This is a genomic window from Actinomycetota bacterium (assembly GCA_041658565.1).
Lineage (GTDB): Bacteria > Actinomycetota > AC-67 > AC-67 > AC-67 > JBAZZY01.
This window is the reverse complement of record JBAZZY010000003.1, coordinates 19438-35677: the sequence shown is the minus strand read 5'-3', so window position 1 is coordinate 35677 and position 16240 is coordinate 19438. Positions and strand designations below refer to the sequence as shown.

General features: G+C 64.1%; 15 protein-coding genes and 1 tRNA gene. 4 read left to right on the top strand and 12 right to left on the bottom strand.

The window, feature by feature from the left end:
- Positions 1 to 17 precede the first annotated feature (17 nt).
- The 3 genes from WDA27_03455 to WDA27_03445 all read right to left on the bottom strand — a co-directional run bounded on the left by WDA27_03455 (position 18) and on the right by WDA27_03445 (position 5535).
- On the bottom strand, positions 18 to 2600 hold the full coding sequence (locus WDA27_03455) for a PQQ-binding-like beta-propeller repeat protein (protein ID MFA5890001.1): 2583 nt from the start codon (positions 2598 to 2600) through the stop codon (positions 18 to 20).
- A gap of 77 nt (positions 2601 to 2677) precedes the next feature.
- Positions 2678 to 4249, bottom strand: a complete 1572-nt coding sequence (locus tag WDA27_03450) for an FGGY-family carbohydrate kinase (protein ID MFA5890000.1) — start codon at positions 4247 to 4249, stop codon at positions 2678 to 2680.
- Positions 4250 to 4260: 11 nt separating this feature from the next.
- Positions 4261 to 5535, bottom strand: a complete 1275-nt coding sequence (locus WDA27_03445) for a saccharopine dehydrogenase NADP-binding domain-containing protein (GenBank protein ID MFA5889999.1) — start codon at positions 5533 to 5535, stop codon at positions 4261 to 4263.
- A 30-nt stretch (positions 5536 to 5565) separates the two neighbouring features.
- On the opposite strand from WDA27_03445, the gene WDA27_03440 reads away from it, so the two are divergent.
- Both WDA27_03440 and WDA27_03435 read left to right on the top strand, forming a co-directional pair.
- On the top strand, positions 5566 to 6147 hold the full coding sequence (locus WDA27_03440) for a TetR/AcrR family transcriptional regulator (GenBank protein ID MFA5889998.1): 582 nt from the start codon (positions 5566 to 5568) through the stop codon (positions 6145 to 6147).
- 74 nt (positions 6148 to 6221) lie between these two features.
- On the top strand, positions 6222 to 9182 hold the full coding sequence (locus WDA27_03435) for a pyruvate formate lyase family protein (GenBank protein MFA5889997.1): 2961 nt from the start codon (positions 6222 to 6224) through the stop codon (positions 9180 to 9182).
- A gap of 277 nt (positions 9183 to 9459) precedes the next feature.
- On the opposite strand, the gene WDA27_03430 is transcribed toward WDA27_03435, so the two are convergent.
- From WDA27_03430 to WDA27_03415, 4 genes are all read right to left on the bottom strand, one after another.
- Entirely contained in the window at positions 9460 to 10179 is a 720-nt protein-coding gene (locus WDA27_03430) for a PaeR7I family type II restriction endonuclease (GenBank protein MFA5889996.1), read from the bottom strand.
- On the bottom strand, positions 10173 to 11939 hold the full coding sequence (locus tag WDA27_03425; GenBank protein MFA5889995.1) for an Eco57I restriction-modification methylase domain-containing protein: 1767 nt from the start codon (positions 11937 to 11939) through the stop codon (positions 10173 to 10175). Before WDA27_03425 ends, WDA27_03430 begins: the two co-directional genes overlap by 7 nt.
- 295 nt (positions 11940 to 12234) lie before the next feature.
- Positions 12235 to 12363 carry a hypothetical protein gene (locus WDA27_03420; protein MFA5889994.1) on the bottom strand — a complete coding sequence of 43 codons (129 nt, stop codon included), beginning with the start codon at positions 12361 to 12363 and terminating at the stop codon, positions 12235 to 12237.
- Between the two features lie 82 nt (positions 12364 to 12445).
- Positions 12446 to 12718, bottom strand: coding sequence for a hypothetical protein (locus WDA27_03415; GenBank protein ID MFA5889993.1), 273 nt, complete (start codon positions 12716 to 12718; stop codon positions 12446 to 12448).
- Between WDA27_03415 and WDA27_03410 the strand changes: the two genes are divergently transcribed.
- Positions 12699 to 13532, top strand: a complete 834-nt coding sequence (locus tag WDA27_03410; protein MFA5889992.1) for a hypothetical protein — start codon at positions 12699 to 12701, stop codon at positions 13530 to 13532. The genes WDA27_03415 and WDA27_03410 overlap by 20 nt on opposite strands.
- A gap of 225 nt (positions 13533 to 13757) precedes the next feature.
- On the opposite strand, the gene WDA27_03405 is transcribed toward WDA27_03410, so the two are convergent.
- The 5 genes from WDA27_03405 to WDA27_03385 form a co-directional block, all read right to left on the bottom strand.
- Positions 13758 to 14129: a helix-turn-helix transcriptional regulator gene (locus WDA27_03405; GenBank protein MFA5889991.1), complete on the bottom strand. Its 372-nt coding sequence runs from the start codon at positions 14127 to 14129 to the stop codon at positions 13758 to 13760.
- Between the two features lie 65 nt (positions 14130 to 14194).
- Positions 14195 to 14566 carry a type II toxin-antitoxin system RelE/ParE family toxin gene (locus WDA27_03400; GenBank protein ID MFA5889990.1) on the bottom strand — a complete coding sequence of 124 codons (372 nt, stop codon included), beginning with the start codon at positions 14564 to 14566 and terminating at the stop codon, positions 14195 to 14197.
- A gap of 98 nt (positions 14567 to 14664) precedes the next feature.
- Positions 14665 to 14757 (bottom strand) — tRNA-Ile (locus WDA27_03395).
- Positions 14758 to 14793: 36 nt separating this feature from the next.
- The gene (locus WDA27_03390; GenBank protein MFA5889989.1) at positions 14794 to 15093 is read right to left on the bottom strand and encodes a hypothetical protein; all 300 of its coding nucleotides are present in this window, start codon (positions 15091 to 15093) and stop codon (positions 14794 to 14796) included.
- Positions 15077 to 15205, bottom strand: coding sequence for an NlpC/P60 family protein (locus WDA27_03385; GenBank protein ID MFA5889988.1), 129 nt, complete (start codon positions 15203 to 15205; stop codon positions 15077 to 15079). Before WDA27_03385 ends, WDA27_03390 begins: the two co-directional genes overlap by 17 nt.
- 162 nt (positions 15206 to 15367) lie before the next feature.
- Between WDA27_03385 and WDA27_03380 the strand changes: the two genes are divergently transcribed.
- On the top strand, positions 15368 to 16231 hold the full coding sequence (locus WDA27_03380; protein ID MFA5889987.1) for a hypothetical protein: 864 nt from the start codon (positions 15368 to 15370) through the stop codon (positions 16229 to 16231).
- Positions 16232 to 16240 lie beyond the last annotated feature (9 nt).

The window sequence follows — 16240 nt, the reverse complement described above, 5'->3', positions numbered from 1 at the left end:
ATAGCCCGGAAGCACACCTATCGGTCCATCGTCGCGAGGGGAAACACATCGGCGATCACGTGTACGCGAAGTGAATCCGGGAGCCCCGTTCCCCGAGGAATCGTCAGGCGCACTTGGGCAACGTCACCCGTCGCGCCCGTCTCTGTCGTCATTCCGCCTCGGTAGTCCACCGCGACCACCTCGCCGGTGACCGCGTCAGAAAGCATGATCGACATCACGTGCCGGTCGGCCGAGTAGTGTGCGCCCGGCTCCAAGGCCAGGTCGGCAACAACCGATCCGTCGCTCAGCGCCGTTGGGCGCTCAACCGAGACACCAATCACAGACAGGCCGGCCGGCCGCTTGTTGGCTGGGCCTGCCGCGTCATACGCGCGCGTGATGAAAGTTCCGGCCGCCGCCAACTTGTCGTTGGTATTGCAGAGTCCCAGCAAGAACGCGAGCGGGCCGTACACGGGCACTTGGAGACACTCGACCTCTCCGTAGAGGCTCGCGCCCGGCAGAGTGTCGAGATGCGGCGAGAGGCGTCCGCGCATCTCCATCTTGGTCACCGGAACCGACAACGACCCGAAGTCCAGTGTGAGATCCTTCAGCGACAGCGCGAATGCATCGTCCGAGTAGCGACCGGTCAAGGGGAAAGCGAAGTCACCGGCGGGATCGGCAACCCAGATCCCGGTCGCCGGATCTCTCTTCCCGCTAACAACCCACAACACCACGGACCCGCCGCCGTTCGCATCCGGTGGCGAAACGTCGATCGCGCCGGCGAGCCACTCGAAGCTGTCGAAACCGATCTGGTTGATGCTCGGCAACATGGGCGGCAGCGGCACGGCGATACGGTCGAGTCGCACGGCCGACACCTCGTTCGGTCCAACCGACATAGGGAACCCGATTCCGCCGACCGCACCCGTGCGAAACACGAAGTCGTCGTCGAAAACGCCCAGCGAGGTCCCCCCGATCACCGTGTTGCTCGCCGGGATCCCGTCCGATGTGTAGTTGCCTTTCAGGTGCACGCGATAATTCGTGTCCGGGTCAAGGATGTCCCTCGGCACGATGTGCAAGAAGTGCCCGTCTCCCGACAGTTGCGCATCGAAGTCGAACGCAGGCGATACCGAGACCAAGTCCTTCGCCGTCCCCGACGGACCGGGAAGCATCGCGGCATCCACGGTCTCGCCGTTGCGACGCACGACCAGGCGGGCGTTGATCATTACGGCAGCAGGCAGTCCGCTTTCCGGACCACTTTCCATGGTCGAGCCGCCGGAAGAGACCAAGAACGCGCCGGTAAGGTCGCCGGCAAACTCCTCGCCGGGATCGGTTTCGCAGCGTGCGTCGGCGACGTTCAGGCAATAGTCGTAGGGAACGCGCCACATCCGGCCGTGCTCTCCGCCGATGTACACGCCGTCGGAGCCAAGTGCTGCAGACGCGTTGAGGTCGTTGCGATCGCGGAGCACCGGATCATCCGGTGTGGTGTCGAACGACCAACGTCGAGTCCCATCCGACGAGTTGATCGCGTACAGATTTCCGTTGGAAGATCCGGCGTAGACGATGTCGCCTTGCTCGCCCTCGGGCGCGCGCCCGACGACCGGCGAAGACCGCACAGCGTCCCCGGTGTCGTAACGCCAAAGCAAGTCTCCGCCCGGTGAAAGCGCGTAGATGGACCCGTCGGTCGACGCGACGTAGATCGCGTCGGTGTTACCAAACGCGTCCTCGCCGAGTGCGGCGGATGCGTAGATGTGATCGCTCGTCGGGAAACTCCACTTCGGAACCCCGGTCGCCGAATCGAGCGCATAGACGCGACTGTCCCAGGAGCCCACGTAGAGCGTTCCGTCGGTTCCAACCGCAATCGACGCGCTCAAGAATCCCGATGTCGGAGTGCGCCACTTGGTCTTTCCGTTCGAGTCCACCGCGTAGATCTGCAAGTCGAGCGAATCCCAGTAAGTCGTGCCGTCCGGAGCTACTGCGGCCGCACTCCACACCGCGTTTCCGGCGGCCCACGCCCACTTCTGAGTTCCATCCGGATTCACTGCAAACCCATAGCCATTGGTGGTGCCCGCATACAGCGTCCCGTCGTGGCCGGTCACCACGTTGCCCTCGAACCAGTTCACCAGTTCACCGCTGACCGGCGGCAGCGTGTTGGCGAACTTCCACACCAGACGATCAGCGGAATCCAGCGGCGCCGAGTCCGCGCGCAAGCGATAGAGGTTGCCGTCGCCCGACCCGAAGGTGATCGGCGACGAACCCAGGGAGGGATCGTCGCGGCCGATGGTCGCGGCCGAGTCGATGATTCCGCCGGTGGCATAACGCCAGCGCTCGGTCCCGTTGGGGTTCAGCGCGTAGAAGTTCTCGTCGGCGGAGCCGAAGTAGACCGCGCCATCGGCACCGATAACCGGCGTGCTGAAGATCCCCTTGCCGGTCTCAAAAGACCAGGGTACGGCGCCTTGGCGATAGGTCGCACGTAGATCGCTTCGTCCGGTGTTGCGCGCGTCGTGACGCATCTGCGGCCAGGGCGACCCCTCCTGAAGGGGTGGTCGCGGCACGCTCGCACGCCCTGCCGGCGCCATGGATACGCACATGATTGCGACGACGAACAGCAGCGAACGGCGATACATGCAGCCCCCTTGTTGCCTCACCCGGTGGGCTCCCATGAAACACGCCGCCCAGCTACTAGGTCAAAACGCAGCTTTTGTCAGGCCTTGTTGAGTCGCCGGTACACGCCGCGGTTGCGTTTGTGGATGTGGCGGAAAGCGCCGTACATCTCGTCGTAGATCGCGCGGTTCGCCGGATCGGGTGAGAACGCACGCTCAACCCGAACCAGGTCCGGGATCTCATCGAACTTCACCCACCCGGCGCCGACCGCGGCAATCAGCGCTGCGCCCCTCCCGTTGGCCTGCCGAGGATCAGCGACACGGTGGATCTCGCGATCCAAGACATCGGAAAGGACCTGACACCACGTGTCGGACTGCGCGCCGCCGCCGATGAATCGAAGCGGTTCGAGTTTGCGCTTCACGAAGCGATCGACGTAGTGCAAGCTCCAGCGAATGTTGTAGGCAACACCCTCGAGCACGGAGCGCGCCATGTCCTCCAGCGTCGTGGTCGTGGACAAGTTGTGCCACCCGCCCCGCAGATGCGTGTCGTCCACCGGAGTGCGTTCACCGTTCAGCCACGGCGTGAAGATCAAGCGGTTGCTCCCGGCCGGCGCCGAACCCGCGACTTGCTCCATCACCGCGAACGGATCCTTGGGAAGCGGCGCCCCGACGGATCCCCACGCGCGCTCCAACACGTGCTTGACCAAGAAGTCGACGGATCCGCCGGCGTAGTCCTGCTCGTTGACCACCTGATAACGGCCCGGAACCGCAGTTGGGAAGCACGCGATCTGATGCAGAACGTCGGTGCGGCGAAACGGCACCGGACACTGCACCCACGACGAGGTACCTATGTAGAGGTGTCCCTGATAATCGCGCACGGCACCTGAGCCAACGAGCGCCGAGGCCATGTCCGCCGCGCCGACTGCGACGCGCGCGGTGCGCGGCAATCCGAGTTCGTCGGCGACGCTCGCGCGCAACGTTCCAAGTTCCTCGGTGGACGCGCGCAGCGGCGGCAACTTCTCGCGATCGATCCCCAGCCCGCGGATCAGGCCGTCGTCGTACCGAATGTTGTTCGCGTCGCGCGTATCGGTCACGTAGAAAAGCTGCACCGCGTCGGGCGACGTCGCGACCTCTCCGGTAAGCCGCAGCGTTAGATAGTCCTTGCTGGACAGGAACCAGCGCGCGCGCGCGTACTCCTTTGGAAAAGCGTGCTTTACCAGCAGGACGTGCGCTGCGTCATCCTTCCCGGACAACGCAGGCGCACCCCCCGTACGCCTCACCCAGCGCGATACCTTCGTGATTCCGTAACCCTGAAAACTCGGAAACCCTCGCATCGCTGCGCGCACGTACTCGCTGCCGCGCGAGTCCAGCCACGTGATCGCCGGCATCACCGGCTCACCCTCGGAATCGACGGCCACCGTTGTCGAAAACGTGCTGGAAACACCAACGAGTTCGATGCGTTCGAATGACACCCTGCCGCGCGCGCGCAATGCCTTCACTGCCGTGACGAGCGCATCCCACCACCCCTGCGGGTCCTGCTCCGCCCCCCCGCCCGGTAGGTACAACGTCGGGGTGGAGACGAACTCCGCGTCCAACACTGCGCCGCGCTCCGACACGATCGCAGCCTTGATGCCGGACGTGCCGTGATCGATCGCCAGAATGAAGCGTTCCATCGGCCGCTCCCCTACAGAGGCATCTGCTTCACGGTGCCGTCCGGCAGAACCTCTTCGATGAACGTGCTTGCCGACGAAGTCAGCGACGGCAACTGTGCGACCAATCCAAGGAAATCGGTTGCGTCTAGCAGCGCCTCAGGCGGCAAAACCCCTGCGGACGATGCCTTGCCGCGGTGGACGAGCATCGTACCGATCGCCGCCGGAATCCCGGTGCCTTCGCCCAACGCCTTGCTCGCAGACGCCATGTGCAACCGAAATTCGCGTGGCTCGCCGTCCTTCTTTCCGGTGACCACGACCGAGATGCATCCACGCTGCTCGCCGAAGTTCGTCTCGGCCAGAATCCGGTCGCGCTCGCGGATCAGGAACGCAGTTGCGAAGTCGTAAGGAACCACCGACTGATCGCCGACCGACACCGGGTCCTTGCTGCTGAGCCCCAGGCGACACATCTCTGCCGTCAGCTCGTAATACGGAATCGGAAGAACCGAGCCCTTGTTGGTCACGCGCTGCAGTTTGATGAATCGCGGGAGCGTGAGTTGCTCGGGGTGCGGGTACGGAAACACGGGTATTCCGTCTCCAACCAGCGGGAAATCGAAGGTCTGACGCAGTGCGATCCCATCGGGCTCGAAGTACTTCACCGTACGCAACTCGCCTTCGAGGAACATCGGAATGTCGATGGACATGCAGTGGAAGCGATGGCCGATGACACCGGGGCCCTCGATCGGCTCGCCGCCGTGAGTGTGGAAGATGTCCACCGTCTCGCACTCGTCCAGCATCTGGTCGACGACGAACTTCGCGAACAAGTTGGTGACGCCGGGAGAGGAGCCCATGCCGATCAGCGCGGTGACGCCGGCGGCCTTAGCGCGCGCGTCCCACTCGAGGATCTCGTTGGTCACATCCACGTCGTCGCAGACGTCCACGTAGTTGATGCCCAGATCCAGCACGGTCGACAGAACGGTCTTGACACTGCGGTAGAAGGGACCGACGCAGTTCAAGACGATGTCGCTGCCTCGGACGAGGTTCGCAACGCCGTCGGGATCCATCACGTCAACGCCCGCGGCCGTGACCCCCGCGCGCCCGATCTCGGTGGCGAGTTCCTGCGCGCGCGCCAGGTTCCAGTCGGCGATCACGACTTCGTCGAAGCCGCCGTGTTCGGCCAGCGTGCGCACGGCCTGACTGCCCACCGCTCCGGCCCCACCCAGGACCACCACTTTCGTCGCCATGACCCCTCCAGATCCCGCCGGTCTACCCGGCACAAGCTCGCGTTTGCTAAGATAGCGAGCGCACACTATCAAACATAGGACCGGGAAGGAAACCCCGTGGCGCAGAGAAGGACCCAGACCGAGCGAAGCGCTGCGACCCGCGCGCGCCTGTGCGCGGCCGCGATCGAAAGCCTGGCTGAACGTGGATACGCGGGCGCCACAACGGCCGACATCGCCGCGCGCGCCGGCTGCTCCCAAGGGGCTCTTTTCCGCCACTACCCCACCAAAGCCGACCTATTCGCCGACGCAGCCGAAGCGCTCTACGACGATGTGCGAGAAGTCGTGCGCGCACGCCTAGAGAGCGCAGGCGAAGCCACCGACGCCGTCGCCGCAAGCGTGCGGGCTTTGTGGGACGTGTTCCGCCTTCCGTCCATGACAGCTTCGTACGAACTGGTGATGGCCGCGCGAACGGACCCCGCCCTGCGGGAAGCCCTGCGGCCGGTCTTGGAGCGCAACACCGCGGCCAACGTAACCTTGGCCGCCGGCGTCCTGCCCCAAGGCCTTGCGACGCCGGGGATCGTCAACCTCGTGATCTGGGCGATCCAGGGGGCCGCGATGGACGCTTTCGTGGGTGTGGTCGATCAAGAAGTCGACGAGTTGATCCAAACCATCGCGACGCTGGCGCGCGCCCTGTCGTAACCGGAAGACGGCCCGATTTTGCGGACTGGTAGAATTCGGACACGAGAGCGCGGATTACCAATGCTGGGGGAGCCATGACTCAGATGTCGAAGGCAACCAACGTGCGATCCCGCACGAACCTGCTCGCCGCAGTACTGCTACGCGCGATGGCCGTTTCCTTCAACACCCGCCCATCGCTTCGCAAGTATCTGCGTGGACGCGACGGATGGATCAACTTCTCCGTCGGGTTTCGCACCGAGTCCGACTCGGTTTCCCAGACGCTGCAATTCAAGGATGGACGGCTGTCGGTGCGCGCGGGCGTTCGCTCCCCCACGACAACGCTGATCTTCCACGACGACGACGCGGTCAAGGAAATGCTCGCAGCGACGCCGAATGAGGTGCTGCTGTTGCTGATGCGCGGACGCATGCGCACCTCGGGCAACCTCACTTACCTCTCGCTGTTCAACTTCTACAACTCTCTATTGCTGCGCAAGCGCACGGCGAAGGCACTGGCTAAGCAACGCCAAGAGCGCGCCGGAACCCCTTCGCCGGTTTCGACAAACGGGTCCGCTCCCAAGCCTGCTCCCAACTTCATCACCGCCGCGCCGGCCGACAAGGTGAAGTGGTTGGACGAACCGAACCTTGCTCGCTTCTCACTCGATGACTTCCCTCGCCTGAAGGACTTCCTCGACTTCCACTTCACCAAGAAGCCCGAGATCTGCGCCGAACGCCCGGCGTTGTTGACCCAGTGGTTCCGCGACAACGGTTTCGAGACCGACCGCGACGGCAAGCCATGGAACCCGGTGATGCGCCAAGCCCTCGCTCTGCGCCACCTCATGGAGAGTCGCAAGCCCATCATTCGCTCGGGCGACCTGCTCGGCGGGACCACCACGGCGAAGGACGTCGGCGTGGTCATCTACCCCGACTCTCACGGCACCATGATTTGGGGCGAATTGCTGAGCGCCGCCGACCGCATGCTGAACCCGTACGACGTCTCCGAGGAGACCGTGCTAACCCTGCACCAAGACGTCTTCCCCTACTGGGCGAGCCGCAACTTCCGTGAATGGGTGCGCGACCGCCACGACGAGCCCCTGTACCAACAACTCGACGGTCGCTTCGCCGTCTACTTCGCCTGGAAGACCGCAGCGCTTTCGCACACAATCGCCGACTACCCCAAGCTCTTCGCCGTCGGCGCGCGCGGCATCATCGAGGAGATCGACCGTGAGATCGCCGGCGCCGACGAATCCAAGCGCATCACATTGCAGGCGATGCAACAGACCCTTGAAGGCGTGATCGCCTACGCGCGCAACATCGCCGCGCAGGCGCGCGCCGAAGCCGACGCATGCACCGACCCGGCGCGCGCGGCGGAGTTGCGCGCGATCGCCGAGGCGTGCGCGCGCGTTCCCGAGCACCCTGCTCGCACCTTGTTCGAAGCCGTCCAGGCGATGTGGCTGGTGTGGATCGGGCTGCACATGGAGAACACCAACGCCGGGCTGTCGATCGGGCGCCTGGACGTGTGGCTGCAGCCCTTCTTCGAGGCCGACATGGCAAAGCTCTCCGACGCCGGCGCGCGCGAGGAGTACGTGCGCAACGCGGTCGAGTTGATCGGCTGCTTCTACATGCGCCTCACCGATCACCTGCCGCTGGTTCCCGACATCGGCAACTACCTGTTCGGTGGAAGTTCTTCCGACCAGGCGATCACGCTCGGCGGCCTTGCGCGCGACGGATCCTCGGCCGTGTGCGACATGACCTACGTGTTCTTAAAGGTCACCGAGATGCTGAAGTTGCGTGACCCGAACGTGAACGCGCGGTTCAGTTACAAAGAGAACAGCGATGCCTACCTCAAGCGATTGTGCGAGGTGAACCTGATCACGACGGCAACACCGTCCATGCACTGCGACGAGACCATCCTGGCCTCGATCGAGCATCTCGGGTACGAACTCGAGGACCGGCGCGACTGGTCGGCGACCGGCTGTGTCGAGCCGACCGTGTCGGGCAAGCACATCGGGCACACAAACTGCATGATGTTCAACCTCGTCGCCGCGCTGGAAATGGCGCTCTACGACGGATTGCACCCGCTCATGGACTGGAAGGTCGGCCCCTCGACCGGCGATCCGGCAGCCGGAGCCTTCCCCACCTTCGACGACTTCTTCGCCGCCTACACCACGCAACTGCGTTTCCTCGCCGAACAAGCCATCGAATACAACAACGTCCTGGGCGCCGCGCACGCAGACCTGCGTCCGACACCTCTGCTGTCCTCGCTCATCGATGGCACCATTCGCTCGGGCAAAGACGTCACCGTCGGAGGAGCGAAGTACAACACGTCCGGAGCGGCCTGCATCGGACTTGCTGACAACGTGGACTCGATGATGGCGATCAAGCATCTGGTCTACGATGAGAAACTGATCGGATTCGGCGAACTGCTGGACGCATTGCGTGCCGACTTCGTCGGGTACGAGAACATCCACGCCATGATCGACAACAAGGCTCCCAAGTTCGGCTCGGGCGACGCCGACGCGCTCAAGATGGCACAGCGCATCCAGAGCGTGACGCACGGGATCTTCGCCGAACACCGCAACTTCCGCGGCGGCATCTACACGACCGGGTTCTGGTCGATGTCCAACCACGTCGCGTTCGGAAGCCTGACGGGCGCGCTGCCCTCAGGGCGGCGCGCCGGCAAGGCCTTCACCCCCGGTCTCACCCCGTCGCCGGGGGCTTCGCCGAACCTGCTCGACAACCTGCGCGACGTCGCCATGCTCGACCCGCTGTCCAACGACAACAACATGGCCTTCAACGTCAAGTACGTCCCATCGGCGAGCGACCCGCACGAGCGCTCAGTCTCGAACATGGCGGCGTACGCGCGCGGCTACTTCGAGATGGGCGGCATGCAGATGCAACTCAACGTGGTCAGTTCAGACACGCTGCGCGACGCGATGGCGCACCCCGAGAACTACAGGGATCTGCTCGTGCGGATCTCGGGGTACAACGCCTACTTCGTGACCCTCAACCGCGACATGCAGATCGAGTTGATCGAGCGCGCGGAGTACGGGGCGTAAGGCCTACTTCCACTCGTAGATCTTGCCCTCGCTCTTGCCGGACTCGTCCATCTCGTGCTCGAACACCATCGGCTGGCGGGTCAGACGGTCGAACTTCTCCGAGGTCGTCTGGTAGTACAGCGACCCGCGCCAACCAATACCGGTCCCCCGGCCCGTCGGGATACCGATGCCTCACGCGGTCCAAGTCAGCGTTGCACCGCCGGGCTGGAGTTCACAAGCGGCGAGCGGCGCGCCTTCGGGGAGCCGTGCGTCCCGCCTCATCAGAAGGCCCCGTCGACTATCTGGAAGAGAGAAACGCCCTTACGTGACCCTCGGCGGCTGCGGCAAGCCGGCGAAATGCGAGGGGCTCGGTTGGGAAACTAACGCGGGTGGGATGTTCGTTGGTCGCCAGGGCTAAACACGCCGCGGTGTACTTGCGTTCGAGCACGAGGCGCTCGCAAAGCACCTGGTAACGCTCGGCGTACGACGCACCCCTGAACGCCGGATCGACTTCGAAGTGCGGCTCGACGTTCGCTACCGGCGCGTGAACCTTCTCGCAGTCCTCGAGGAGAAAGAAGTAGCCGAGGAAAGGTGCTTGGTGCTTCCCAAACCGTCCTTCTCTGTACGCCGTCCAGAGATCCTCGGCGTTGCCGATCGCTTCTTCGGTGCGATTGTTGAAGTTGTTACCGAAGCTCGGGCCGACTTGAGACTTGAATTCCACGGCGACGAGCAGACGGCCCTCGACAACTACGAGCAGATCCCACTTCTTCTCGGGCCGGTAATACCCGGGAAGCTCAAGCGCCGTCCGCACCCTGATGTCTGAACGATCAAGTCCCGCGTGCACAAGGACGTCCGCCAGTAGAGCCTCGAACCCACCCATCTGCGTGCCGCCGGTGACGGCGCCGCGCGTCCCTGCGTCAACCTTGCCGCCCTCGATCTGTTTCTGCTGTTGCCGGCCGCGCGCATTCCAGAAGGCCCCCACAGCCTCTTGGAATCGCTCGTCGAGATCCGCTAACACCCGAGAGCCCCGGCCAGATGCCCAATCCCGTACGCATCGATTGCTGCCGACGTAGCCGCGCTTGCATCCCGGCTCCAAAAAGCTGCGCGCAGTCGATCCGAAACGTCGTCGACAATGGCAAACGGCTCCGGAACTCGAATCCGACGCAGATACTGCGCCTGGAAGCGCAGCGTGCCGCCGCGCATCTTGACGCAGTAGGCCTCGATAAATATCTGCGCAACGCGCGAAAGCAACAAGCCGCCGAGTACTTCGAGATCCCAGCCATCTGAGGTGAGGTAATAGAGGTTGTGATGCGGGTAGGTCCTGCCGTCATCAAGGGTTGGATTGCTCGACATCTTCATGTCTGGGAAGTAGAGCTTCGGCCGGCCCAGGAGTTCGGCGTTGACTTTATCGATCGTGCGATACCAATCCCGAGGTCGGCGTTGAGCGATATTGCGCCTGCGAAGTTCGGGCGCGCGACCTTCGAAATAGGCGCGAAGCCTCGGGTAATCCTCCAACTGCACAAGATCACCGTGACGAGTCCACGGATTCACTAGATAGTTCCCCGACCACTTGACGGCGCCCTCGCGCGTGTCGGCGGCCATCGCCAGCGGAAGCAGGCGATCATCCTCGACCACATCGGCGTCCTTGGTGATGTACACGCGGTCGGCGCCGCTGGCGACACCGATGCCAATCTTCGTTCCGGTAACGGGATCTTCGAGGGGCGCGAAGTTGGCTTCGAGGTACTGCAAAAGTTCGAGCTGATGCGGTTCCAGGGCCGGCCACGGGGCACTACCGCTGAACCACGCATCCACCTTGGCAACGCTGAACCCGGGAACTGCCCGGCTCTTATCGTGCGCTGCGCTTCGAATGGCGTCGGCCAAAGCCATCCCCGGCAACGACCCCCCAGCATCGGGTCCTGCGCTTGCAATCAGCGCCCCACGTTGCGGTCCACGCCTGATAACCGCAACCGCCGGGTAGGCCGCGACCTCGTCCTCGAAGGCAGGGGCGTTGTGCATCTCGATCACCGCCTCGACGCCGCACGCGGACGTGATCAACCGCCGCAACTCCACGCCGTAGGCAGAACGCATCCATCTGTCGGCGCAGATGAAGGCGAGCACTCCCCCGGGCTTGAGAGTTCGGATCGCGGCTTCCATGAATCCAATGTAGATGTCCCCGCGGCCAACCATGGTGGGGTAAAGAGCCCGGTAACAACTGAGCACATCCTCGGGGATGTCGTCGTATCGAATGTACGGCGGATTGCCCACCACGACATCAGGCCGTCGAGCGTCTCTCGAGTCCAACAGGTAGTCGCCCACGTGCACCCAGCCTTGCGCGATACGGTCGGCGTCCTCGCGACCGACGCCGTGGTCAAGCAATGTGCGCACGGCAGCCGCGACCGCACGCCGGCCCGCCTCCGAATCAAGCTCGTACGCGCGCAAGGCTCCTGCCGCATCGTCAAGCGGGCGCCCGTGGGCTTCGAGCGAAGCAAGCAACCGCCGAATCATCGGGACGAGGAAGGCGCCTTCCCCGGCCGAAGGCTCCACCGCGTGGAGATCCGCCAGATCGACCTCTGGGCGATAGCCGGCAAGATCGAGAATCAACTCGACAACCCAGGGCTTGGTGTACACAACTCCCCTGGGCTCGGCGGGAAGCTCGATCGCATCGCGTTCCACAACGACGACGGAGCCGGTGCTGTCGGCCTCGGCGGCTTGCTCAGTCCAGCCAAGGTCCAACTGCAACTCAACCGGTCTGAGCAGTGTCCTCGCAGGTCGCACCACGCGTACTTCCTCCAGTGGGCTGTTACGCTACTCGAACACCTGTTCGACTTCAAGAACGGCCAGCCGAACACCCCCTTACGAAGTTTAGCCCAGCCAGGGCATTGACCCGCCCGCACCGCACGCGAACCCCCGCACTGGGCTCCTCCCCCAGCCGGGAGCGCACGGCTCGGATTCCTGGCCGGGTTCTGTTTCGAGTAGCTTCCGAGGGGTCCGTATGATTTCGGCCGCCGTCGTATAACGCCCTCATCCGTACGCGAGGCGGCAGGGGCCGTTCACATACGAGAGGATAAAGGGCCTAACCTCCCTGAATGCGAACCAGCCTCGATTCACTGCCGTCCTGCCAGATGTGCACGTCGAGTGGAGCGACGGACGCCGCGAGGGAAGCACTCGGGATGCGCACGCAGAGCGTACGCGCCAGCTCCATCGCGATCCTACCGACCGACAAGCGGCACTTGGGGGACTGCGCAAGGAAGCGTCGCATCGAGCTGCCTGATCAGGTTCAGGTCTCACTCGCGGAGATGGCAGATGCTTCTCGACCACTGCGGAAACCCGGATGAACACGCGGCCTCGGCGAAGGTGCGCCGGCACCCAGCGGCCCTCCACAGGTTCGGCGCGGCGTTTTGCAGATAGGTCGACGCCCGGCGACGCAACACATCAAAGCTGCGCTTGTCTTGACCCACCGCCTCCCACAACCGCGCCGAGACGTGCCGCTGGCCGTGCTGGTGGAACCGCCCGACGACCGGCACCGTCAAACCAGCGATGAGACGGATGTGGCTCACCGCGAGCCTGCTGGTCCTGTCCTCGTGCGCCCAGCGCGGCGAGGTCTTGTCGCCCATCGAATCCCCGGCCACGTCGCGACGCTTCGAGGTCTCGACCACCGTTCTCGAGAACTCCTCACACGGCCCCAGTCTGTGCCTTGGAGTCCTTCTGTCTTCGTTCCCACCGCAATGCGGAGGCGTTCCCGTAGCCGGCTGGAACTGGGACATGGTCGACGGCGAGAGGCGCGCGGCCGGCACGATCTGGGGGAGATACCGCGTGGTTGGGACGTTCGACGGTGCGACCTTTGCCCTCACCGAGCGTCCGGGAACCTACGAGCAGCCCGAAGTCCCCGCCGACGTCGAGCTCCAGCCGGGCTGTCCGGAACCGGCAGCGGGGTGGGAACGACCGCGTCCGGCGGATACGACGGAAGCGAACCTGCAAGCTGCGATCGCCGCGGCGCAAGCAGAACCCGACTTCGCCGGGCTGTGGACCGTCGGTCAGACCCAGGAAGGCGACGTGTCCGCAGCCGTCCTCAACGTGGCGTTCACCGGAGGAGTCGACGGGCGTATTTCTGAGTTGCGTGAGGTCTGGGGTGGAGCACTCTGCGTCGTACAGCGAAGGCGCTCGATCGCCGAGCTGGAACGGATTCGGACCGAAGCAACGGAGTTGATTCGAGAGCGGGGCATAACCCTGCTGAGCGCCGACGCAGACGAGGTTCGAGGTGTGGTCGCACTCGAAGTCGTCTGGTTCGAACCCAACGACCAAGCCGTCTTCGACTCCCGGTTCGGGGACGGAGCCGTGGTGATGAGCGCGCGCCTTCGACCGGTCCAATGAGCCTATTGAACGCCGCGCCGACGATCGACAGCCGTTAGGTGCCTCTGCGCTGGGTGGCCAGGGACCCAATCCCCACCCCTCTCGGGTCTCGCTCGGGAAGTGATATCCGCATCTGGGATTGGAAGGGAGGCCCGCGATATGGACGCAAGGAAGGCCCTCGACATTTGGCTTCACGCCAGGTCCGCATGGCATGACCTAACAGAGTTGTTTGAGTCAGAGCCTGGTTCAAGCCCGCCTGGGTTTCTTCCCCGCGGCTTGCCGATACGACCTGGACTTCTTGGCGGCTGCTCGCCCCGTGTGGGGTGCCGGCACGCCGGCGACAGCCCAAGTCACACGCGAGCCCACCGCCGCGGCGTAGCGTTCGACTGTGGACATGCGGACATCCGCGTGGCCCGTTTCGATCCGCGCGACAGCAGACTGGGAAGTGCCCATCTTGGCCGCCACCAAGGTTTGGCTGATCCCGGCGGCCTCGCGCACCGATGCCAGCTCGCGAAGAAGTTTGCGGCGGTCGAGGGCAGCCTCGACGAGCTCGGGGAACTGGGGATTCGCCCTTGTGCGCTCCTCGATGATCTCGTCCAGGAAGTCCTTCTTCCGCACCGCGGTCCTCCTCCTCTGCCGTATACCGCTCAGGCTATCTCATATGTGAGATCAGCACAAGGGTATTACCTCATCCTCTTGCCCCGTCTTCGCCAGTCGGCAAGCCGGCGCTCCGCGAGCTGCAGCAGCCGTTCGGGCGTCTTCTGTGTCTTCTTCGCGAATGCGTCGAGCGCCAATAGGATCCTCCCCTTCGAGCCCTCTGGAGCAAACAGAATCCGATAGCCCTTGGTCTCCGAGAAAGCGCGAACCTCCCAGATTTCCCCCCGGAGGTGACGTGCAAGCACGAATCCCTGCATTGCGACCTCCTTCATCGCCGCCGCGATCTCGGCGGCATCGCCCTCGGGAAGGCTAGAGATGAAGTCGCGTACCGGACGATGGCCCGCCGGCGTCTCGTAATCACGCCAGCGGCGTCGGACCGGTCCTCGCCCGCGAGTCACCCCGAGGACGGTACCAGGTCGCTACGACAGCCCGGCCCCGATGCGAAACTGTGGCGCCTCGGGCTTCCTCTCGAAGACGTCTCGAAAACCTCTCGCCGTGGGCCCGCCAGGGCTCGAACCTGGAACCAACGGACTATGAGTCCGCTGCTCTGACCACTTGAGCTACGGGCAACCACTTGAGCTACGGGCCCCGCTCTCGATGCTAGCAGCGCGCGCGCGCGACTTACCTATGGGAACAGAGGATCCAGGTCGTCGGTTATGGGCATCTGGTCACTGGGCGGCGGCACCGGTGCGATGATCGGCCCCGTGGGTCCCGGGATGCTGAATGGGTTCTTCGGGTTGCTCCCACGCTCCACCTCGTTCCCGTCACCGAATAGGTCGCCGTCGGTGTCGGGGGCGCGCGGGTCGGTCTGGTGCACCTTCACCTCGTCGGCATCCTTCTGATCCGTGTTGGGAGTGAACTTGCAGTTGTCCGGCCCATCGAGCACGCCATCGTTGTCGGTGTCGGGATCAGGCGGCGCCCCCACACGAAGGAATCCGCCAGAACCCGTCCGCCAACTGATCGATGCTCACGCCCGCTCTGCTCCCCGAGGAATGGATGAACCATCCGTTCCCAAGATAGATGCCTGCGTGTCCCACGCCACGCCACGCGCGATGCCACGAACCACCGCCCGCCCCGCGAGGAGGGTGCTACGCAGTCCGGTGGTGACGCCCGGGTGACGCCCGGGTGACGCGAAGCGACCAGGATGCGTTTCGTAATTAGTCCTGACTGACCCCCCCCAATCGAAGGGTAGCGTGACTATGTCACCGATCAGAAAGATGCTAGCTGTGCTCGCGATGGCTACCATGTTGGCCCTGTCTCTGGGCACCGCCGACAGCTACGGGCAGGGAAAAGGCAGCAGCGCGCCCAAAGAGAACGCTCCCAATCCCAACTCGAACAAGGCCAACAAGCGCCCGAACGCCGACTCAACCAAGAGCACCAACGGTAAGAGTGCCACCGCGAATTCCGGAACTATCAAGGTTTCCGCGCCGCAGGACGCTCCGGACGCCAGCAACGACCCCAAGCCTGGATGCATCTTCCGAGTCGACTTCTTTGGGTTTCGCGCGGGCACGCTCAACCTGACGATCACGCTCCAGCCCCCCACCGGTACCCAGGTGATCGGCACCGACAGCGTCACGATCGCCTCCTCATCGAAGGGCTACCAGACCTCACGCACGTACGACCTAACCGAAGTTCTTTCAGGCTTCGAAGCGCAGGATCAGCAGGGCTACCACGTACGTGTGACCACGGCGCGCGATGACCGCCCCGGCAACGGCGGCAAGACAAAGGTCATCTGGCTCAACTGCAGCCCTGACGCGGACACCACGGTGCGCGGAAGCACGTTCAAGGCCCTCCATTCGATCACGCTCTCCCCACCCGGCAGCGAGATCCTCGGCGTGACCTATGTGCGCCTCTTGGCCAACGAGATCGCCGGCCCGGACGATGTCGAAGTCCTCGGCGTGACATACCGTCGCTCGACCTCCGGTGGGGTGCTCGGTGCTTTCGCAGTGAGCGACAGCCTGGCCCGGACCGGACTCGGTATGGGTTGGCTGCTCATCGCCGGATTGCTCTTGCTGGCGTCAGGACTGCTCCGCGTCGCCGGCCGGAAGCGACCCACGCGATAGATGCAACCG